17 protein-coding genes are annotated in these 21,634 nt (G+C 64.2%); 7 read left to right on the forward strand and 10 right to left on the reverse strand.

The annotated features are described in order from the left end of the window. Positions 1–1,991: TonB-dependent receptor plug domain-containing protein (locus VXL81_RS01325; protein ID WP_416552627.1), on the reverse strand; the 1,991-nt coding region annotated here is incomplete at its 3' end. Between the two features lie 282 nt (positions 1,992–2,273). Here VXL81_RS01325 and VXL81_RS01330 point away from each other — a divergent pair. The 5 genes from VXL81_RS01330 (at position 2,274) to VXL81_RS01350 (ending at position 7,364) form a co-directional block, all read left to right on the forward strand. Then, the gene (locus tag VXL81_RS01330; protein ID WP_416552629.1) at positions 2,274–3,227 is read left to right on the forward strand and encodes a siderophore ABC transporter substrate-binding protein; all 954 of its coding nucleotides are present in this window, start codon (positions 2,274–2,276) and stop codon (positions 3,225–3,227) included. Then, positions 3,220–4,215 carry an ABC transporter permease gene (locus tag VXL81_RS01335; protein WP_416552631.1) on the forward strand — a complete coding sequence of 332 codons (996 nt, stop codon included), beginning with the start codon at positions 3,220–3,222 and terminating at the stop codon, positions 4,213–4,215. The genes VXL81_RS01330 and VXL81_RS01335 overlap by 8 nt, the downstream gene beginning before the upstream one ends. Beyond that, positions 4,208–5,185: an iron chelate uptake ABC transporter family permease subunit gene (locus tag VXL81_RS01340; RefSeq protein ID WP_416544458.1), complete on the forward strand. Its 978-nt coding sequence runs from the start codon at positions 4,208–4,210 to the stop codon at positions 5,183–5,185. The genes VXL81_RS01335 and VXL81_RS01340 overlap by 8 nt, the downstream gene beginning before the upstream one ends. Continuing rightward, positions 5,182–5,940, forward strand: a complete 759-nt coding sequence (locus VXL81_RS01345; protein ID WP_416552633.1) for an ABC transporter ATP-binding protein — start codon at positions 5,182–5,184, stop codon at positions 5,938–5,940. The genes VXL81_RS01340 and VXL81_RS01345 overlap by 4 nt, the downstream gene beginning before the upstream one ends. A gap of 86 nt (positions 5,941–6,026) precedes the next feature. Continuing rightward, entirely contained in the window at positions 6,027–7,364 is a 1,338-nt protein-coding gene (locus tag VXL81_RS01350; RefSeq protein ID WP_416552635.1) for an NAD(P)/FAD-dependent oxidoreductase, read from the forward strand. A gap of 19 nt (positions 7,365–7,383) precedes the next feature. Here the strand turns inward: VXL81_RS01350 and VXL81_RS01355 are convergent, their stop codons facing one another. The 7 genes from VXL81_RS01355 to VXL81_RS01385 all read right to left on the reverse strand — a co-directional run bounded on the left by VXL81_RS01355 (position 7,384) and on the right by VXL81_RS01385 (position 15,665). Continuing rightward, positions 7,384–8,412, reverse strand: coding sequence for a helix-turn-helix domain-containing protein (locus tag VXL81_RS01355; protein ID WP_416552637.1), 1,029 nt, complete (start codon positions 8,410–8,412; stop codon positions 7,384–7,386). Positions 8,413–8,500: 88 nt separating this feature from the next. Beyond that, complete coding sequence (gene gcvP / locus VXL81_RS01360) at positions 8,501–11,356, reverse strand: aminomethyl-transferring glycine dehydrogenase (RefSeq protein ID WP_416537884.1); 2,856 nt, start codon at positions 11,354–11,356, stop codon at positions 8,501–8,503. A gap of 112 nt (positions 11,357–11,468) precedes the next feature. Then, on the reverse strand, positions 11,469–11,834 hold the full coding sequence (gene gcvH / locus VXL81_RS01365; protein WP_340547750.1) for a glycine cleavage system protein GcvH: 366 nt from the start codon (positions 11,832–11,834) through the stop codon (positions 11,469–11,471). An 18-nt stretch (positions 11,835–11,852) separates the two neighbouring features. After that, the gene (gene gcvT, locus VXL81_RS01370; RefSeq protein ID WP_340547749.1) at positions 11,853–12,950 is read right to left on the reverse strand and encodes a glycine cleavage system aminomethyltransferase GcvT; all 1,098 of its coding nucleotides are present in this window, start codon (positions 12,948–12,950) and stop codon (positions 11,853–11,855) included. A gap of 78 nt (positions 12,951–13,028) precedes the next feature. Continuing rightward, positions 13,029–14,405: an alanine/glycine:cation symporter family protein gene (locus VXL81_RS01375; RefSeq protein ID WP_416539716.1), complete on the reverse strand. Its 1,377-nt coding sequence runs from the start codon at positions 14,403–14,405 to the stop codon at positions 13,029–13,031. Positions 14,406–14,559: 154 nt separating this feature from the next. Next, positions 14,560–15,522, reverse strand: a complete 963-nt coding sequence (gene lipA, locus VXL81_RS01380) for a lipoyl synthase (protein ID WP_416535337.1) — start codon at positions 15,520–15,522, stop codon at positions 14,560–14,562. Beyond that, the gene (locus VXL81_RS01385; RefSeq protein WP_340547809.1) at positions 15,519–15,665 is read right to left on the reverse strand and encodes a hypothetical protein; all 147 of its coding nucleotides are present in this window, start codon (positions 15,663–15,665) and stop codon (positions 15,519–15,521) included. Before VXL81_RS01385 ends, lipA begins: the two co-directional genes overlap by 4 nt. Before the next feature lie 165 nt (positions 15,666–15,830). Between VXL81_RS01385 and VXL81_RS01390 the strand changes: the two genes are divergently transcribed. Continuing rightward, on the forward strand, positions 15,831–16,442 hold the full coding sequence (locus VXL81_RS01390) for a helix-turn-helix domain-containing protein (RefSeq protein WP_416552639.1): 612 nt from the start codon (positions 15,831–15,833) through the stop codon (positions 16,440–16,442). 98 nt (positions 16,443–16,540) lie between these two features. Here VXL81_RS01390 and VXL81_RS01395 read toward each other — a convergent pair whose 3' ends face one another. Next, positions 16,541–18,991, reverse strand: coding sequence for a YbcC family protein (locus tag VXL81_RS01395; protein ID WP_416552641.1), 2,451 nt, complete (start codon positions 18,989–18,991; stop codon positions 16,541–16,543). 17 nt (positions 18,992–19,008) lie between these two features. Continuing rightward, positions 19,009–20,559 carry a proton-conducting transporter membrane subunit gene (locus VXL81_RS01400; protein ID WP_416552643.1) on the reverse strand — a complete coding sequence of 517 codons (1,551 nt, stop codon included), beginning with the start codon at positions 20,557–20,559 and terminating at the stop codon, positions 19,009–19,011. A gap of 117 nt (positions 20,560–20,676) precedes the next feature. On the opposite strand from VXL81_RS01400, the gene VXL81_RS01405 reads away from it, so the two are divergent. Next, complete coding sequence (locus tag VXL81_RS01405) at positions 20,677–21,564, forward strand: LysR family transcriptional regulator (protein WP_340547805.1); 888 nt, start codon at positions 20,677–20,679, stop codon at positions 21,562–21,564. Positions 21,565–21,634: the final 70 nt, after the last annotated feature.

Below are 21,634 nucleotides of genomic sequence, written 5' to 3' on the forward strand. Positions count from 1 at the left end.
AAGGAGACATTGGCCACGATGGAGACCGAACGGCCCGGTTCCTTAAGCGTTGCAAAGCCGGGATAATCGCCGCCATAGGTGGCGCGGTCGGCGTATTGACGGTCAAAGACGTTGTTGATCTCGGCGCGGATCGAGACATTGTCATAAGCTGCCGGGCGATATTCGGCAAAGAGGTTCAGCACCTCGTAGCCCTCCAGTTTGGTTGTGGCTTCGGCCTCATTCAGCTGCTGGTCGTAGTCGAAGGCCGCGTCGATATGGCCGCCGACAACCAGGTTCCATTGAGGCAGTTCCTGCTGCACCTCAAGCGCCAGCACCTGTCCGATCGGGGCCCCGGAATCCAGCAGGTAGTAGCCGGAGGCGGGCGCGCCGTTGACGCGGGTTTCGCTGTCGCTGAAGGTCAGCCGGGCAAAGCCGCCCTCCCAGCCATAGGTGGCGCCCAGATTGTAGCCCCGGCTTTCGAAATCATAGCTGGTGACCACCGGGCCTGCGACGTCACGGGTGTCGTCGATCCTGGTCTGGAAAGCTTCTGCGCCAAGGGTCCAGTTGCCGCTCTGCCAGTCGGCGCCGATGACAACATTGCTGGCACGGCGCGGTTTCAGCGCCGAATAATCCCAGTCGCGGAAGAACAGGAAGTTGTCCTCGACCCCGATCCCGCCAAAGACGTTGGAATAGCCCGCCCGCAGGGACAGCGCATCATTGACGCTATAGACGATGGAGAGGTTGCCACTCAGCCCGGAGCTGTCCTGCTGATAGGGGCTGCCGCTCTGGCCGAAGTCCTGGCCGGTAAAATCGTTCCAGTCATAGCGCAGACCGGCGGAGACCTTCAGCCGGTCGCTGGGTTGCAGGCGGGCCTGGGCAAAGACGCCGACGGTCCGGCTTTGTTCCGAGGGGCGATTGCTGCCCCAGAAATCGCCGCTTGCGGTGCTTTTCTGGTCCTGGAAGTCCACCCCGGCGGTGATGGTATCGCTCTCTGACAGGTGGAACCGGTTCTGGAAGGTCGCGGAATAGGTCCGGGTCACACCCACGCTGGTTTCTGTGGTGCCGATGCTGCCGATCTCATTCTCGGAAAACCCGATGGTGGCCGAGGGATCCCAGTTGCCGCCGCCGTTCACATCCTCGTAGCGCAGCGAATAGACCGTGCGTTTGGTGTCATAGACCGTGTCCAGTGGGTTGAAGGAGGCGGTGCCGAAATTGGCGCGGCGGTTGCGCAGGGCGGTGTCCTGCATCTGCTGCCCCGAGAACTCGAACCGGTGGCCTTCGTCGGTCTGATAGGCCAGTTTCAACAGGCCGGCGGTCAGGTCGCTGCGGGTGCCGCCCACCGTGTTGCCGGCGCCATCGGTGTAATCGTCACCGGTCATGCGCTTGCCGTAGAGCAGGATCTCGAACCCGTCTGCCTGCCCGGCCAGCGTCAGAGAGCTGCCGAAGGTATCGCCGTTTTCGCCGTAGCTGAGACGTGCTTTGCCGCCAATGGCCTGACCGTCGGTCAGGATGTCCTCGGCGTCGATAGTTTCCATCACCACCCGACCGGCCAGAGCGCCGGGGCCTGCATCGGCCGGGGCCACACCGGGATCGACCCGGACGGATTTCATCAGGCCGGGGTCAAAGGCATTGGCGCTGGCGTGGTGGAACACGCGGTTGTTCTGGGACACGCCGTCGACCTGTACCGCCAGTTTCAGCATGTCGATGCCGTTGACGTAGATCTTCTGCGCCACCGGGATTGCCCCGCCCACCGACACCGAGGCGATTCCCGCAAAAAGGTCTTTCAGATCGCCCATCGCGGCGCGTTCGATTTCCGCATCCGCCACATAGACCGCCGTCGCCCGGTCAGCGGCTTCGCCATCGCTGTCGCGCTGCTTCACAAGGATGGGGTCGAGCGACAGGACAGTGTCGTCCTGCGCGTAACCTGTTGTTGCGGAAAAGAGAGTGAGCGCCGTGCTGCACAGCAGCCCGGTCATGAGGAGGGAGGATTTCTGTGCTGTTTGATGTGCCATGTTAACCCGCGTGATAATGTGCTGATAGCTTGGGGTAACCTGGCTTTGCCCCCGCTGGGGCCTTGGGTCTCATAGTGAGCATTGCGGCACCTTGCAAGCAGCGGTGGCAAAAAATCTTGCCTTACCTGTCTGCCTGTCTGGCTGATGGTCGGGCCCCCGCAGCGTGCTGTGGACAGGCAGCGCAGGCAATGACGTCTGGACTTTTGCCCGGTCCCGGCCTAACAAGCGGGCGATTTTGAGCCAGCCATATCGCCAGCCTTCCTCCATCTGACGGGATTGAACATGGCAAATTGGACGCGATTGCAGCTGACTGCTGCGCTGGTGCTTGGATTGGTCGGCGCTGCCGCCGCCAATGACGACAGGCCGGAGACACCCCTTCTTGACACCGCGCGGGGCGCGCAGTCTGTGCCGTCGCAGCCGCAGGCCCTCGTGGTGCTGGATGTTGCAGCTGCGGATACGCTGGCGGCACTGGATGTGCCGATGGCAGGGCTGCCATCGCGGCTGTATGTCGATTATCTGAACGCCGAGCAGGCGCAGGCGACCCCGGTCGGGACGCTGTTTGAACCGGATTTCGAGGCGATTGCCCTGCTGGGGCCGGATCTGATCATTGCGGGCGGGCGGTCCTCCGCTCAGGTCGATGCGCTTTCGGAGATTGCGCCCACCGTGGACATGACGATCTGGGGCGCGGATCATGTGGATATCGCGCTGTCACGGCTGCGCAGCTATGGCGCGCTGATGGGCCGAAGCGCGCAGGCCGCCACGCTTGAGGCGGCGTTTCTGGCCAAGCTGGAGAGCACCCGCGCCGCCGTTGCCGACCGGGGGCGCGCGCTGATCGTGATGACCAATGGTCCGAAGGTGACAACCTATGGTCGCGAGTCTCGTTTTGGCTGGATTCACAACGCGTTGAACCTGCCCGAAGCGGTGGTCGAGCAACCTGCCGCGGCGGCGGCTGAGGCGGCGGAGGCCGCGCCCCATGGCGAGGCGATTTCCTTTGAATATATCGCTGAGGCGAATCCCGACTGGCTGATCGTCGTGGACCGGGCCAGTGCCATCGGGCAGGACAATCAGGCCGCCGCCGCGACGCTGGACAATCCGCTGGTGACCGGGACTGAGGCCTGGAAAAAAGGTCAGGTCATCTATCTGAACTCCGCCAGCATCTACATCGCAGGCGGTGGCATCCAGTCGATGACCGCGACGCTGGAGGATATCCTGGCCGGGTTTGCGCGCGGTGGCTGAAACCGCGGCACCAGCCCGCGTATCGGGCGGATCACCGGCGGGGCGGCTGGGCCTGTGTCTGCTGCTGCTGGCGGGTCTGGCGGTGCTGAGCTGCGCGATTGGCGTCACTCAGGTCTCGCCGCTGGCACTGTTTGACGACCCACGGGCGGCCCAGCTGCTGCTGGTCAGCCGCATACCGCGCACGCTGGCGGTGATCCTGACCGGGGCGACGATGGCGGTTGCCGGGGTGATCATGCAGCTGCTGGTGCGCAACCGATTTGTCGAGCCGGGCACCACCGGCACCAATGAGGCGGCGATGCTGGGGTTGTTGGGCGCAACCCTGCTGGCGCCGGCATGGCCGATCTTTGCCAAGATGCTCTGCGCGGCGGTTGCAGCGCTGCTCGGGACGTTGGTCTTTCTGGCGCTGGCCCGGCGCATTCCACCGCAGCGGCCCCTGCTGGTTCCGCTGGTGGGGCTGGTTTATGGCGGCATCCTTGCGGCCTTCACCAGCTTCGTCGCGTTTCAGGCCGATCTGCTGCAATATCTGGCGATCTGGATGAGTGGCGAGTTTTCCGGCGTCCTGTCAGGCCGTTACGAGCTGTTGTGGCTGGCGGGCGTCCTTGCGGTGCTGGCCTATCTGGTGGCGGATCAATTCACCATTGCCGGTCTGGGAGAGGTCGCCAGCCGGAGCCTCGGTCTGCGCTACCGGCAGGTGCTGGGCTTTGGCGTGGTGGTGGTGTCGCTGGTGTCGGCGCTGGTGATTGTCACCGTGGGCGTGCTGCCCTTTGTCGGGCTGGTGGTACCCAATCTGGTGTCCCGGATCATGGGCGACAATCTGCGTGAAAGCCTGCCCGTGGTGGCGGCCACCGGCGCCGGGCTGATGTTGATCTGTGACATGCTGGGGCGGGTCCTGCGGGCGCCCTACGAGATTCCGGCCGGCACGGTGTTCGGGTTGTTCGGAGCGGCGCTGTTCCTCATCATGCTGCTGCGCCGGGGCGCACATGGCTGACCTGTCCTTCTCATGGATCGACCGGCGCCTGTTGCTGCTGGCGGGGCTGCTGATGGGTGCGGCGGTTGGTTTTGTCGGCTGGGGCCTGCCATGGTCCGAGGGCGCCCCGTCGCGCTACATCCTTGGGTTGCGCATGACGAAGCTGGCCGGGCTGCTCTGCGTCGGGGCTGCGGTCGGGCTGGCCACTGTGCTGTTCCAGACGCTCAGTCAGAACCGGATCCTGACGCCTTCGATCATGGGGTTCGATGCGCTGTTTCTGCTGACCCAATCGGTGCTGGTTGCGGTTTTCGGCCTTGCGGGGATGGTGCAGCTGTCGGGATTTGCCGGGTTTGCGCTGGACACCGCCGTGATGATGGCGGCGGCGCTGCTGTTGTTTACCAGCCTGCTGCGGCGGACCCGGGGGGACATCCAGCTGCTGATCCTTGTTGGCGTGGTGATTGCGGTATTGCTGCGGACGCTGGCCGGGTTTTTGCAGCGGCTGATGGATCCGTCTGCCTTTGCCGTGGTGCAGGGGCGCATGTTTGCACAGTTCGGCAGTATCGACCGGACCGCCCTGCTGGCGGCGCTGGTGGTGATCCTGCCGGTTGCCCTGTGGCTGCTGCGCCGCTCGGCGCTGCTGGATGTCGTGGCCTTGGGACGCGATCAGGCCCGCAGTCTGGGGGTGCGGTATGACCGGCTGCATTTGCAGCTGCTCTGCGTGATTGCGGCGCTCGTTTCGGTCTCCACCGCCCTTGTTGGTCCGCTGGCCTTTCTCGGGCTGCTGGTCACCAGCCTTGCCCATAGCCTGATGCAAAGCCATCGCCACGCACTGCTGCTGCCTGCTTCGGCGCTGATTGCGGCGCTGGTTCTGGTGGCGGGGCAGACTCTGTTCGAGCGGCTTCTGGACCTGCAGTCCAGCCTTGCGATCGTGATCGAATTCTGTGGTGGGCTGCTGTTCATCGTGCTGTTGTTGAAAGGAAAACTGAGATGATCACCGTGACGGGCCTGTCGTTCACACTGGCTGGAAAGACGATCCTGAACGCGGTTGATGCCAGCCTGCCTGCCGGGAAGATCACCGCGCTGATCGGGCCGAACGGGGCGGGGAAATCGACCCTTCTGAAGCTGATTGCGCAGCAGATGCCTGCAAGTGGCGGCGCGATCACCCTGTCGGGTCGCGATCTGCGCGGGATCAGACCGGATCAGCTGGCGCGGCGCATGGCGGTGGTTGGCCAGCAGCTGGAGGTGGCCAGCCGGGTGCGGGTGCGCGATCTGGTCGGCTTTGGGCGCTGGCCGCATAGTCAGGGGCGGCTGACGGCGCAGGATCACGCCGCGATTGACGCCGCGCTGGCGCAGTTCGGGCTTGACGATCTGACCGACCGGTTTCTGGATGAGCTGTCCGGCGGCCAGCGCCAGCGTGCCTTTATCGCGATGGCCTATGCGCAGGACACCGACTGGCTGCTGCTGGATGAACCGCTCAACAATCTGGATCTGAACCATGCGCGCAACCTGATGGCGCAGCTGCGCCGTCTCGCCGATACCCGTGGCAAAAGCATCGTGATCGTGCTGCATGACCTCAACTATGCGATCAGCTGGGCCGATCATGTGGTGGCGCTGGCTGGGGGGCGCGTCGCCTTTGCCGGTCCGGTTGCCGAGGTTGCGACGGGCGAGACCCTCAGCGCGCTGTACCAGACGCCGGTGGCGCTGCGCGAGATCGAGGGGCGGCGTATTGCCTGCTATCATGGCTGAGGTCGGACTGTTCGCGTGGGATTGACGGCACCGGGGGGGCTGCGGATAGCTTCTGCGCAGACCCTGACATCTGATGGCACGCCCGAATGAAACGTATCTACGAACCTCTGGCCTATACCGATCGCCCGATCCAGACGCGGTACTGGAACCGGTTTCTGCCCGATCCGGCGCCACGATACGCGCCGCTGCGCGATGAGGTGACGGCGGAATTTGCCATAATCGGAGGCGGCTATACCGGCCTGTCGGCGGCGCTGACCCTGGCCGAAAACGGCGGCGATGTGGTGTTGCTGGATGCCGAACGGCCCGGCTGGGGGGCCTCGGGGCGCAATGGCGGGCTGGTTTCGGTGGGCAGTGCCAAACTGGCCGATGATGCCATTCTGCGCCGCTATGGCGAACCGGATGCGCGCCGGTTCTTTGATGCCGAACGCGCGGCCGTCGATCTGGTGGAGCAGTATCTGGACCGGTACGCGCTGGAGGTGGATCGCCATTCGCGGGGCTATACCTATGTGGCGCATCGCGCGGACCGTCTGGAGGAGCTCCATGCCTATGGGCAGGAGTACACCCGCCGCTATGATCTGCCGTATGAATTTGTACCAAAGGAAGACATGGCGGCGCAGGGGCTGAACAGCCCGGAGTTCCATGGCGCGGTCCATCTGCCTGTGGGGTTTGCGCTGAACCCGATGAAATTCGTGCTTGGCCTGACCCGCGCGGCAGAGGCGGCGGGGGTGCGGATGTATTCGGACAGTGCCGTCGAGGCGATTGACACGCAGGGTGACGGCTATCTGCTGCGGGTCGCCGGCGGGCAGGTCCGCGCCAGGCGGCTGCTGATTGCCACCAATGGCTATTCTTCGGACGATCTGCCGGGCGCATTCGCGGGCCGCTATCTGCCGGTTCAGTCCAATATCATGGTGACCCGCCCGCTGAGCGAGGCCGATATTGCCGACCAAGGCTGGTGGAGTGAGCAAATGGTCTGCGACAGCCGCACGCTTTTGCATTATCTGCGCCTGTTGCCGGATCGTCGGCTGTTGCTGGGGCTGCGCGGATCGGTGCGGGTGAGCGAGGAGAATATCGCCGCCACCAAAGCCCGCGCGCGGGCGGATTTTGACCGGATGTTCCCGGCCTGGCGCCATGTGGAGACAGAGTATTTCTGGTCCGGGCTGATCTGTATGACCCGCAATCTCGTGCCCTTTGCCGGGGCGGTGCCGGGGCTGGATAACGCCTGGGCCGCGCTCGGGTATCATGGCAGCGGCGTCTGTATGGCGCCTTATGCCGGGGCGCTGATCGCCGATCAGGCGCTGGGGCGCAGCCGCCTGCCGCATCCCGATCTGATGCAGCGCCCGCTGCGCCGGTTTGAGCTGGGCCGCTGGCGGCGGATGTCACTGCCGCTGGCCTTTGGCTGGTATCGGATCAAGGACCGGATCTGACCGGACCCCGGCAGCGGCATCAGAGCGGGGCGCTATGCGGCTGGTGGATCCGGCTCTGTCGCAGGCTGTCCGGGGCCGGGCCGCGAAAGGCGCTGCGGCGGATCACGTCCGGCGCATGGCCATAGGTTTCGCGGATGTGCTGGCTGAGGCTCTGGTAGCTGCCAAAGCCGGTGGCGACGGCGACCTGACGCAGCGGTATATCGGTCTGGGTCAAGAGCTGATGGGCGCGTTCGATCCGCAAGGACCGGTAAACGCTGAGCGGCGAGCGTTCAAAATGGCGGGTAAAGCGCCGTTGCAGGCAGCGGGTGGAGACATTCAGCATATCGGCCAGTTCGGCCACCGACAGCGGCGTTTCGATATGGTCCTGCATCACGGCGAGGCATTGGGTGATCAGCCCGTCGCCTGCGGATTTCTGTTCTAGGTTCAGCGCAATACGGCTCTTCTTTGGGCGTTTGCCGGTATCAAGACCGAGGTAATGCGCCATGCCATTCGCGGCCAGTCGCCCGCAGTCGGCAGCGATGATATCCAGCAGCATATGCGGGGTGGCAAAACTGCAAATCGCCGAATGCACGGTGCCGGAGGCGGCAGTGGCGGCGCCGTCCTGATCCTGACGCAGGCTGCATTCCCCGGCCGAAGCGAGGAAATTCGGATGGATCGCCAGATGGTGATCGCCGCCGCGCGCCAGCGCATCCAGCAGGAACACCGCACCGCCGACAAAGGCGCTGCGCTCTGACAGGCGCATCACCTGATTGACGCGGGCGCGTTCCTTGGCATTCAGCTGCCAGCGGCTGTAAATATCGCCCAGAAACACCACGAGCGCGCGGGCGCGGCCGGCAACCGGGCCGCTGGCGAGCATATCCAGACCACAGACGCGCACCCGGTATTGCACCCCGTCCAGCAGATCGTTTGCGGCGTCGAACAGGTCGATGATGATCTGGGCGCGGGATCGTGGCGCGCCGTCGGGAAGGACGACATCAATGTGACGCAGGCCACGGCCACCGGGGCGGGCAATCTCGCTATCGCCGTGGGGCCGGGAATGAAGTGTCATCTGTCTGCCTCGCATACGGTGAGCGGGATGGATCGGCATAGGGGTGCCGCCGGTGGGAACCGGCGACACCTTGGGTCTTGGCGTGGGCTTATTCCGCCGCCTCTGCGTAATCCTCCATCGGAGGGCAGGTGCAGATCAGGTTGCGGTCGCCATAGGCATTGTCGACGCGGTTCACCGCCGGCCAGTATTTATCCACACCGAGGTTGCCCGGAGGGAAGCAGGCCTGTTCGCGGCTGTAGGGGCGATCCCACTCACCGACCAGATCGCGCACCGTGTGTGGTGCGTGCTTCAGCGGGTTGTTTTCGGCGTCGATCTTGCCGTCGATGATGTCCTGCGCCTCCGACCGGATGGACAGCATGGCATCGCAGAAGCGGTCCAGCTCGTCCTTGGGTTCGGATTCGGTCGGCTCCACCATCAGCGTGCCCGCCACCGGCCAGGACATGGTCGGCGCGTGGAAACCGCTGTCGATCAGGCGCTTGGCCACATCATCCACGGTCACGCCGCCGTCGTCATTCAGCGGACGGGTGTCCAGAATGCACTCATGCGCCACCCGACCGGATTCGGAGGTGTAGAGGATCGGATAGGCATCCTTCAGACGTGCCGCGATGTAGTTGGCGTTGAGGATCGCAACCTTCGTCGCCTGCGTGAGGCCAGCGCCCCCCATCAGCAGCACATAGGCCCAGCTGACCGGCAGGATCGAGGGCGAGCCGAAGGGCGCTGCCGAGACAGGACCCACGGCGGTGCCGTATTCCGGGTGACCCGGCAGGTGTTCGGTCAGATGCGCCTTGACGCCGATCGGACCCATGCCGGGGCCGCCACCGCCATGCGGGATGCAGAAGGTCTTGTGCAGGTTCAGGTGGCTGACGTCGCCGCCAATGTCACCCGGACGGGACAGGCCGACCATCGCGTTCATATTTGCACCGTCGATATAGACCTGACCGCCGTGCTCATGGGTGATCTGGCAGACCTCCTGAACGGTGGTCTCGAACACGCCATGGGTGGAGGGGTAGGTGATCATGCAGGCGGCGAGGTGGTCCGAGTGTTTCTCGGCCTTTTCGCGGAAATCCGCGACGTCGATATTGCCTTTGTCATCCGCCTTGATCGGAACCACCTGATAGCCAACCATCTGCGCGGTGGCCGGATTGGTGCCATGGGCGGAGGTCGGGATCAGGCAGACGTTGCGATGACCCTGACCGTTTGCCGCGTGGTAGTTGCGGATGGTCAGAAGGCCTGCATATTCGCCCTGCGCGCCGGAGTTCGGCTGCTGGGAGATCGCATCATAACCGGTGATCTGGCAGAGCTTGTCGTTCAGATCGGCGATCATCTCATGGTAGCCCTGCGCCTGATCTTCGGGGACGAAGGGGTGCAGGTTGCTGAACTCCGGCCAGGTGACCGGGATCATCTCGATGGTTGCGTTCAGCTTCATGGTGCAGGAGCCAAGCGGGATCATCGCACGGTCCAGCGCCAGATCGCGGTCGGCCAGACGGCGCATGTAGCGGGTGATCTCGGCCTCGGCCCGGTTCTTGTGGAAGATCGGGTGGGTGAGATAGGCGCTCTCGCGCAGCATGGCTTCGGGCAGGCGGTACTGCTTGTTGGAGCTGTCGTCCTTGCGGTCGATGCCAAAGGCACCCCAGACGGCCTCGATGGTTTCGGCGCGGGTCTGTTCGTCGAGCGAGATGCCGACCTTGGTTTCGCCGACGCGGCGCAGGTTGATGCCGCGCTGAACAGCGGCTTCCATGACGGTTTTCTGCAGGTGACCCACCTCAACCGTGATGGTGTCAAAGAAGACTTCCGGTTCGACCTTGAACCCGGCCTGTTCCAGACCAGCGGCCATGCGGGCGGTCTTGCGGTGCACGGATTGCGCAATCGCCTTGATGCCATCGGGGCCGTGGTAGACCGCATACATCGACGCGATCACCGCCAGCAGCGCCTGTGCGGTACAGACGTTGGAATTGGCTTTTTCGCGGCGGATGTGCTGTTCGCGGGTTTGCAGCGACAGGCGATAGGCCTTGTTGCCGCGCGCATCGACGGACACGCCGATGATCCGGCCGGGCATGGAGCGCTTCAGCTTGTCGGTGGTCGCCATATAGGCCGCGTGCGGGCCGCCGTAGCCCATCGGGACGCCGAACCGCTGGGTCGAGCCGATGGCGATATCGGCGCCCATTTCACCGGGGGATTTCAGCAGCGCCAGCGACAGGATATCCGCCGCGACAACCGCAACGCCCTTGTTGTCATGCAGGGCGGCGATCTGGTCGCTGAAATCGGTGACATGGCCGTGGGTGCCGGGATACTGGAAGATCGCGCCAAAGACGGCGGCGGCCTCCAGTTCGGAGGGATCGGCGACAACAACGTCGATGCCCAGAGGTTCGGCGCGGGTCTGGATCACGGCGACGGTCTGCGGGTGGCAGTTCTTGTCCACGAAGAAGGCCGCGTTATTCGCCTTGGAGCGCGACCCACGATGGGCCATCGCCATGGCTTCGGCCGCGGCGGTGGCTTCGTCGAGCAGCGAGGCATTGGCCACCGGCAGGCCGGTCAGATCGCTGACCATGGTCTGGAAGTTCAGCAGCGCCTCAAGACGACCCTGCGAAATCTCAGGCTGGTAAGGCGTGTAAGCCGTGTACCAGGCGGGGTTTTCCAGGATGTTGCGCAGGATCGGCGCCGGGGTGGTGGTGCCGTGGTAGCCCTGACCGATCAGCGAGGTCAGCACCTTGTTCTTGCCCGCGATCTCTCGCATGTGGAACAGCGCATCGCGTTCGGTCATCGCCGGCCCCCAGTCCAGCGCCTCTTTCTGGCGGATGGCGGGGGGCACGGTGGCGTCGATCAGCTCATCGAGGGTGTTGAAACCGATGGTTTTGAGCATATCGGCCATTTCACGCGGGCTGGGCCCGATGTGGCGGCGATTGGCAAAATCATAAGCTTCGTAATCAGTCAGTTTGAAGGCCATGTGGAGCGCTCCTGTTGCGAGGGGTCGCCTGCCGAGGCTGCGGGAGCCTCCGGCGGGGATATTTAGAGCCAGAAGATGCGGCGGAGCCGGTTGCCGGATCCGCCGCGCAGGATCAGCCGATCAGCGCCTTGTAGCCGTCCAGATCCATCAGATCCTCCAGCTGCGAGGTGTCGGAGAGTTTGATCTTGTAGATCCAGGCCGCGCCTTCGGGGTCTTCGTTCAGGGCGCCGGGGTTGTCGGCCAGAGTCTCGTTGATGGCGGTGATCTCGCCATCGAGCGGGGCGTAGATTTCCGACGCGGCCTTCACCGATTCAATGACGCCGATCTCGCCGCCTTTTTCAAATTCCTCGCCGCTGTCCTGCTGCTCGATGAAGACAACTTCACCCAGCTGCTCGGCGGCATGTTTGGTGATGCCGAGCGTGGCGGTGTCGCCCTCGACGGTGATCCATTCGTGATCTTCGGAATAATAAGTGGTCATCTCGGGTACTCCTGGAGCTTAACGTTTGTAGTTCTGGGTGACGAAGGGCAGCGCGGTGATTTCTGCATCATGGGGCTTGCCACGGATGATCAGCTTGACCTGTTCGCCCGGTTTGCCATGCGGCGCGGCGACATAGCCCATGGCGACCGGGCCGCCGACGGTGGGGCCAAAGCAGCCGGAGGTGATTTCACCGATGGTATTGCCGTCGGCGCATTGGATTTCAACGTGCTGACGGGCGGGCGCGCGACCGGAGGGTTTGATGCCGACCAGTTTCTTCGCGGCCCCCTCGGCCAGCTCTTTCTGGATGCGGGCAGCCCCAGGGAAGCCGCCCTCTTCCTTGCGGCGTTTCTGGATCGCCCAGGCCAGCGAGGCCTCGATCGGGGAGGTCGACTGGTCGATATCATTGCCATAAAGGCAGAGACCGGCCTCCAGACGCAGGGAGTCGCGCGCGCCCAGACCGGCGGGTTCGCAATCGTCATGGGCCAGGAACAGCCTGGTGATGCGTTCGGCGTCAGCCTCGGGGATGGAAATCTCGTAGCCGTCTTCGCCGGTGTACCCGAGGCGGGAAATGCGGCATTCCACGCCGTCGATATCGGCAAGGATGGTTTCCATGAATGTCATCTCGCGGGCGGCGGGGCAAAGGTCGCCCACCACATTTTCGGCTGCCGGGCCCTGAACGGCGACCAGCGCGCGGTCGAAGATCTCGGTCACCTCGACACCGTCGAGATGCGCCTTCATATGGGGGATGTCCTGATGGCGCAGGGCGGCGTTCACCACCACGAAGTAATGATCGCCGGCATTGGAGACGATGAGGTCGTCCATGATGCCGCCATCGTCATTGGTGAAGAAGCCATAGCGTGCCTTGCCTTCCTTGAGGGTGGCGAAGGCCTGCGGGCAGAGCGCTTCCAGCTTTTCGCCGACGTTGTCGCCGCGCAGGATCACCTGGCCCATGTGGCTGACATCGAACAGCGCAGCCTTTTCGCGGCACTGTTTGTGCTCTCCCATGATGCCCATGGGGTACTGGACCGGCATTTCCCAGCCGGCAAAATCCACCATCTTGCCGCCGAGGGCGACATGCAGGTCATAGAGCGGGGTACGTTTCGGCGCGTCGGTCATAGCGTCTTGCCCTTGAATTGATGTGGTTGAAAAGCCGGGGCGCGACGCCTGCCGCGCCCCGATGTCGGTTGGTCTTGATTATTCTGCCGCGCCTTTGCTCGGCTCTTCGGTCTGCCCGTTGGAGGCAAAGAACTCTTTCGTCACCTTGAAGACGACCGGGCTCAGCAGGGCGAGGGCGATCAGGTTCGGGATCGCCATCATCGCGTTCAGCGTATCCGCCAGCAGCCAGATGAAGCCCAGATCCGCCGTGGCCCCGAAGTAGATCGCGATGATCCACAGCACACGGTAGCCGATCAGCACCTTGGCACCCAGAAGATAGCCGACGCATTTCTCGCCATAGTAGGACCAGCCCAGAATGGTGGTAAAGGCAAAGATCGACAGCGCGATGGCGATCACATAGCCGCCAAAGCCGGGCAGGGAGGTTTCGAAGGCCAGCGAGGTCAGCGCTGCACCGCTTTCGCCCGAGGTCCAGGCGCCGGAGGCGATGATGGCCAGACCGGTGATGGAACAGACGATGATGGTGTCGATGAAGGTGCCCAGCATGGCGATCAGGCCCTGATTTACCGGACCTTTGGTTTCAGCTGCGGCATGGGCGATCGGGGCGGAGCCAAGACCGGCTTCGTTCGAGAACACGCCACGGGCCACACCAAAGCGGATTGCGGCCCAGACAGCGGCCCCGGCAAAGCCGCCTTCAGCGGCCGAGGGGGTGAACGCATAGGTGAAGACAAGACCCAAGGCATGGCCCAGCTGATCGGCGTTGATGATCAGAACCAGCAGGCCGATGGTGACATAGCTGACAGCCATGAAGGGGACCAGTTTCCCGGCCACCGCACCGATGCGGGTGATGCCGCCAAGGATCACGGCGCCGGTCAGCACCATCAGCACGATACCGGTGATGGAAGGGTTGAAGCCGAAGTTGGTTTCCAGCACCTGTGCCACACCATTGGCCTGGACACCATTGCCGATGCCGAAGGCGGCGATAGCCCCGAACAGCGCAAAGGCAAAGCCGAGCCAGGCCCAGTTCGCGCCAAGCCCGTTCTTGATGTAATACATCGGGCCGCCGACATAGTTGCCCTGGCTGTCCTGTTCGCGGTATTTTACCGCCAGCACGGCTTCGGAGTATTTGGTGGCCATGCCGACCAGTGCGGTCATCCACATCCAGAACAGCGCGCCGGGGCCGCCGAGGAACACGGCGGTGGCAACGCCGGCGATATTGCCGGTGCCGATGGTGGCCGACAGCGCGGTCATCAGCGCGTTAAACGGGGTGATCTGGCCCTCGCCATCTCCGGCCTCGCGGCCCTTGAACAGCAGGGCAAAGCCGGTGCCGATGCGCAGGATGGGCATCAGCTTCAGCCCGATCTGCAAGAACAGGCCAACGCCGAGAATGAGGACCAGCATCAGCGGTCCCCAGACGATCCCGTTGATATAGCCCACAATCGAATTCAAAACTTCCATAATTTTCCTCCCTTTGGGTGGTGGTCCTTGGCCTATGAGTGCCTGTCCCGGCCTTTGCTGCGGTTCGCGACCGATGACAAGTCGATTTCCCGGTCCTGCCCCTCCTGCCGCGACCCACCAGTCGCGGGGCAATCCCGGTCCGAGGGGTGGTCCGTTAGCCGGCACCCCCCGCAAGGCTGTCGCCAAGCTGCCTGTTGCGGGCTTCCTTGAGCGCCGCAAAATCCTCATCCGCGTGAAAGGAAGAGCGGGTCAGAGGTGTCGCCGAGACACCAAGGAACCCTTTGCTTCGGGCCATGCGTTCGATCTGCTCAAACTCCTCCGGGGTGACGAAGCGATCAATCGGATGGTGTTTCGGGGTGGGCTGAAGATACTGTCCCACGGTCAGGAAATCGACGTCCGCAGCGCGCAGATCATCCATCACCTGACGCAGGTCTTCCAGGGTTTCTCCCATGCCGACCATCAGGCCGGATTTGGTAAAGACCTGTGGATTGGCGCGTTTGGCGTCATCCAGCAGCCGCAGCGAGCTGTAATACCGCGCACCGGGGCGGACACGGGGGTAGAGATGTGGGACGGTTTCCAGATTGTGGTTGAACACATCCGGGGCCGCGTCAAAGACGATCTTTGCGGCATCACCCTTGCCCAGAAAATCCGGGGTCAGCACCTCAATCGTGGTGCCGGGGGTCTGGTGGCGCACGGCGCGGATGGTCTGGGCGATATGCGCCGCGCCGCCGTCCTCCAGATCATCGCGATCAACGCTGGTGATCACGACATGGCGCAGCGCCAGTTTCTTGACCGCCTGTGCCACCCGACCGGGCTCAAAGGCGTCCAGCGCATCAGGGCGACCGGTCGAGACATTGCAGAAGGAACAGCCGCGGGTGCAGATCTCGCCCATGATCATCATGGTGGCATGACGTTTGGACCAGCATTCGCCGATATTGGGACAGGCGGCCTCTTCGCAGACGGTGGTCAGATTGTGATCCCGCATCAGGCGGCGGGTCTCGAAATACTCCGCGCTCTCGATTTTCTTGCGGCGGATCCACTTCGGTTTGCGCGGGATCTCGCTATCGGCCTTTTTCGATTTTTCCGGGTGGCGGAGCCGCGGCATGGGGACGTTCATCCTACGGCCTCCTTACGCTTGCCGACAAAGGCACCTTCGGGACCGGTCTTGGCGATAGCAGGCATCGAGGTTGAAAAGCGTTTGTCCACCGCGACATAGCCCGCAGGGCCGTCACCGATAACGATCCGATCATAAAGGCTCATCTCTGCCCCTCACTATTGTCTGTCAGGGGAAAACAGCCCCTAACTCTCCCGTGTGTTTCCTTTAAGAAACTTTTCCACGATAAGCAACGATTGCTTTTACATAGAAACTTTGACCTATCACCGGGGGAAGGGTAAACATTGGGAAACTCAGGAGATTGCACGCCCATGGAACCCATCAACGCGGAAGACGGCGCCCCCGCGACGGAGTTTGCCGAGGCTCCCGATGGTGATGCGCTGGGGAAAATGATTCGCGAATCCCGCAAGGAGAAGGGGCTGACGCTGGAGGAAGCGGCGCGGGCCGCGAACATCGGTCGCTCCACCCTGTCGAAGATCGAGAACAACCAGACCCGCCCCAGTTTCGAGATCATCCGCCGCCTGATGCAGACGCTGGATTTGCAGACGCCGCAGCTGTTTGTGCAATCCGCCAAGAGCGATATCTCCGGGCGGCGCGACTACACCCGCAAGGGCGCGGGAGAGCATCAGGAAACCCAGACCTACGACCACGAACTGGTGTGCACCGAGCTGACCAGCAAGCGGATGCTGCCCTATATCAGCCGCATCAAGGCGCGTGACGTGTCGGAGTTCGAAAGCTGGATTCGCCACAGTGGCGAGGAGTTCATGTTCGTGATCAGCGGTGAACTGGTGCTTTACACCGAACATTACCGCCCGCTGCCGATGAAGGTCGGCGATACGGTCTATTACGACAGCGGCATGGGCCATTGCTGCGTTTCGACCAGTGAAGAGGACGCGCAGGTGCTCTGGGTCTCGCTGAACTGATCCGAACTCAGCGGCGCCCCCGGCGATATGCAATCTGCGCCGCCCGGATATTGGCCGGGGCGGCGCAGATCGGTGTTCCATGGCTTGGGGTGATCCGCCTATTCGGCAGCAATCTCCAGCGCCGCGCGGTTGGCCGTACTCTCGTCCGGTTCCATGCGTGACCAGTTGAGATCGCCCTCGTAGCGCCAGACCAGATGCCCCTGATCGTCCATCGCCATCAGATGAAGCCAGCCATTGTCGAATAGGGCGCGCACCTGCGGGTGGCGGTCCAGGATCTGCGTCATGGCATCGCGCGGCGCCTCGATCACCACGGTCAGCCGCAGCGGGTCATGTTGCAGCGCCTCGCCATCATGCACCGATTGCCAGGGCAGACCGGGTTTCAGCGCGCCGCCATTGCCTTCCAGCACACCGATGCCACCGGCCACGTTGTGCAACAGCTTGTTGCCGCCACCGAACAGGGCGGGGGCCACGCTGGAGCCGTAGTATTGCAGGCTGATCCAGCTTGCGACCACCACCGGCGCGGTCATGATCAGCTCCAGCACGCCAAAGCCCTCATCCGCCCGCCAGTCATAGCTGTGCAGGAAGGATTGCCCGTCAAGCGCCCGGCCCTCGGTCCGCTGACGCGGGGCGGCGATAAAGGCGCGGCAACCGGCCAGCCCCCATTCCGGGCGCAGTTCCGCCCAGTCGGAGGAGCGGCGCAGGATGTCTGCACCAGCGCTTGCGCGGGGCAGCCGCACCGCCCGTTCGCTGCGGGCCAGAGCGCCTGCGGCCTCGATCCAGCGACGGATATTTGCCAGCTCGCGGGCAAAACGGGTGGCAGCACCAGCGGGCAGATCCTGTTCGTAGAGCGTGACCTGATCGCTGGTGGTGTGATGCAGCGCGGGCAGGAAAACGGTGTCCTCGGGGATGCTGATCCCTGCCTCGCGCAGTCCGCCGCGTACCGCCCGGTCATTCAGCAGCCCGGCCAGCAACCGGGCATTCACGTCACCCGCATGGCCACCGCAGGCGCCACAGTGCAGAGCACTTGCATGGGGGTTGTTGGTCACATTCGCGCCATGGCCTGCCAGCATCACAACCGGGGCAAAGCCACCGGTCAGCGACATCGCCGACAGGATGGTCCGGGCCATCGCAACCCGGTGGTCCAGATCCACCGAAGCATCAAGCACCGGCGCCGGATCCGTGGCCAGACGACTGCTGGCACCAAAGGCATCGCGCAGCAGCTTGCCCGCGTAGACCGGGCCTGTGGCCTCGACAAAGGCAAAGGAGGAGACCGCTGCCAGTTTGAACCGGCCCCAGGCGCGCCGCGCCCGCGCTGCATAGCGCCGGGCAAGGTCAAGCTCCGCCGGTTCCGCCGCTCGCGACTGGACGCCCGCGCTCAGCAGCACCGGGCCGCGCCCTTCGGTAACGTCGGAGCCCGCTGCATTATGCGCCGCGGCCAGCCCGAAGAAGCCTGCAAACCCAAGTGTCTGCACGCCGCTGTCCTGTGCTTCCAGCGCGCGGCGGAACACTTCGGACCGTACATCAATACAGAAGGCGGCCTGCAACAGGGGGCGATCGGTGGCCTTTGCCTCTGCCGCTGGCTCCGGGGTCGCGACGGTCAGCCTGCCGGCCAGTTGCCGCTGCGCCGCCCGTTCGCCTGCCTCTTGCAGAATGGCGTCGATCACCTGATCGCGGCTTGGGGTGATTGGGGTTTCGTGGCTTTCGACGACCTCCAGCCAGCGGGCCGCGATCTGGTCGCGATACTGGTGGAACAGCGCCTCGTCAAACACCATGCGGATCGCCAACAGCTCAACCGTGGTGGTGTCGCTCTTGCCCTCCAGCTCGGCCTGCCACGACAGGTAGCGGCCATATTGCGCCCAGCCTTGCAGTGTCATCAGCCAGCGGTGAAACCCGGTCTCGGCGGCCGCAGAGCTGACGCCCAGCGTTTCGGAGGCCCGTCCGATGGCCCGCCAATGTGACCGGTTGGTAGCGGCGACAAACCCGCCAAACCCGTGCAGCCCGTGGATTTCCGGCGTCAGATCGCGGCTGGCAAACTGACGCCAGGCCGCATAGGTGCCGCCGGTCCGGTCCGGCTGCCACAGCGCCTGCCCCTGATCGAAATGGCTGGCGGCAAAGGCGCCGATGCGTTCCTCGATCAGGCCGGGCCAGTCGACGCCGGACAGCTCCTGCGCCAGCTCCGCCACCGTCGGCAGCGCTCTTGGGTCATCGTTGGTGTCCGTGGCGCCCAGTGCCGCATGGAGATCGGCCATCTGCACATCGCTGAAGCGGGTGCCGGCCCGCGCCAATGCGGCCCGCAGATCGCTGTCGGTGAGGTCTCCGGCGGCCCGTTTCGCCGCCCAATGGCTGCGGTCCGGGGTCACCCGTGTGCCCGCAACCCGCGCCAGCCGCGCCGAGGTCACCGCCAGCGGCTCGTCGCTCTGACCGAGGAAGGGGTTCACCGCAACGCTGGAGGTGAGCGGGAACAGCGGCGGGATTGCGCGGGCGGCCCGATTGGCGCAGGTGACCAGCTCCAACAGGGCGGCGGGGTAGGTTTCGTGCTTCATCAACATGGGTCGATCTCCCGGTTTCAGGATGTGGTCCGCTTTGACCAGCCGCCCAGCAGCCGGTCAAAAATCGCATTTGCATAAAGCCCGTTGGACAGATGGACCCGCAGCCCCGCTGCCGCCGGGTGCATCGCCCAGAGCGGGAAGGTCGCCTGCGCCACGGCCACTGCCCCAAAGCTGACCAGCGCTAGCAGGATCAGCGCCCATTCCAGCGGGCCGGGAGCAGGGGTGGCAGGCAGGGTGCCGGCGGTCAGCTTCAGCGCCGCCAGTTGCAGCAGGAAATAGCTGACAGAGGTGGCCGCCGCATAGATCACCGTGCGCCGGGTCAGCGCACCGGGGGCGGCATCGGCCAGCCCCTGCGCCAGAATATAGGCCACGCCAAAGATCAGGATCACCCCCAGCGCAATTGCCTGCACCGATTTGCCGTCAAAGCCAAAGACCGCTCCAACCAGCGCATAGATCACGATGCCGATGCCAAAGGCCTGCATCACATTACGCGCGCTTGGCACCGCGACGGGACCGGGGCGCCGGATCGCGGCGACATTGGCCACCGCCTCGCCAGCGCTGAGAAAGGCGTGCGCCTTGTAGAGCGAATGCGCCACGATATGCAGCAGCGCCAGCGGGAACAGCGCCAGACCACATTGCATGATCATAAAGGCCATCTGCGCGATGGTGGACCAGGCCAGCGAGGTCTTCACGGCCGGCTGCGTCAGCATCACCAGCCCGCCGAACAGCGCGGTAAACCCGCCCAGCATCACCAGCACCGCCATCACCGCAGGCGCGGCCAGCATCACATCGGCAAAACGGATCAGCAGGAAGCCGCCCGCATTGATGACGCCTGCATGAAGCAGGGCGGAGACCGGCGTCGGCGCTTCCATGACCTCGGTCAGCCAGCCATGGGCCGGAAACTGCGCCGAGGCGAGCACCGCCGCCAGCGCGATCAGCCCGGCGGCGGCAAGGGTCAGCAGATCGGGGCTGGCAGCGGCAAGAATGCTGGCGATATCGCTGGTTCCATAGGCGGCAATCAGCAGCGCGACAGCGAGGCCGAGTGACATTTCGCTGGCCCGGGCCACCAGCGCCTTTTTCCGCGCGGCCCGCTGCGCCGTTGTGCGCTCGCGATAAAACAGCAGCAGCTGATGCAGGCACAGGCTGGTGGCGGTCCAGGCCAGAACCAGCTGCACCAGATTGCCCGACATCACCAGCAGCAAAACCGCAGCCAGCGTGGCGCTCATCCAGCCGGTAAAGGCGCCCTGACGGCCCTCGCCGTCCATATAGGTGGCGCTGTAGCGCAGCACGATCCAGCCGATGAAACTGACCAGACACAGCATCACGGCGCTGACCACATCCAGCCGCACCGACAGCCCAACTCCAAAAAGGCCAAGCAAGGGCGAGCTGCCCGGACCGTTCAGGCCCAGCAGCACCGCAGACAGCGCCGAGACGGCAAAGGCCGCCAGCGCGGCATATTCCGCCAGACGCGGCAGATGACCCGGCCGCAGACCCGGTGTCCGGCGCGCCCGCAGGGCGACGGCCAGCAGCAGCATCGGGGCCAAGAGCGGCAAAAACAGATAGAACATGAAAGGCTCCCGTATTCACATGCAGCAGGGGACGCTGCGTCAACGAGACAGGTAGCGCGGATCTTTGATTAATAAAAATTCATTGTTATGGCCTTATCGTTCTATTAAAACGAATGAATGCCCCTGAACTATCATCATCTGCGCTATTTCTGGGCCGTCGCCCATGACGGCAATCTGACCCGCACCGCGCAGCGGCTGAATCTGTCGCAATCGGCGCTTTCTGTGCAGATCAAACAGCTGGAGGAGCGGCTGGGCCATCCGCTGTTCGACCGGCGCGGACGGCAGCTGCATCTGACCGAGGCGGGGCGTATCGCGCTGGATCATGCCGATGCGATCTTTGCCACCGGGCAGGAGCTGATCGCCACGCTGGAAGGCAGCGAGCGCAGCCGTCAGGCGCTGCGGGTGGGTGCGCTGGCCACACTGTCGCGGAACTTTCAGATCGGGTTCCTGCGGCCCATGCTGGCGCGCAGCGATGTCGAGGTGATCCTGCGCTCCGGCAGCCCAACCGAGTTGCTGGAGGGGCTGGCAACGCTGAACCTCGATCTGGTTCTGATGAACCGCGAACCTCCCGACGACAGCCTGACCCCCTATGAAACCCATCAGATCGGGGATCAGGCGGTGAGCATCGTCGGCACCCCGGCGCGGCTGGATCCACGCCTGCCGATCCGCGAATTGCTGACCACCCATCCCTTTGTGCTGCCGACCACCGACAATACGGTGCGGACCGCCTTTGATGCCATGGCCAGTCGCCTGTCGGTGGTGCCGCAGGTGGCTGCCGAGGTCGACGACATGGCGATGATGCGGCTGCTGGCCCGCGAGGATATCGGCCTGGCGCTGGTGGCCCCGATCGTGGTGCAGGATGAGCTGTCCTCGGGGCGGCTGCTGGAGGCCGAGGAGCACCCCCGCATTCGCGAGACCTTCTATGCGGTCACCCTGCGGCGCCGTTTTCCAAATCCGCTGGTTCAGGAGGTGCTGGCAGGCAGCGCCTCGGTGCTGAACGGCTGACCTTCCGGCCCGCTGCCCGGCAGAGCCGGCATGAAGCCACCAGCGCCTGGCCCGTCCCGGCACTGCGGCG

Origin of the sequence: Phaeobacter sp. JH204B, from assembly GCF_048055755.1 — a bacterium.
GTDB classification, from domain to species: Bacteria; Pseudomonadota; Alphaproteobacteria; order Rhodobacterales; family Rhodobacteraceae; genus Phaeobacter; species Phaeobacter bryozoorum.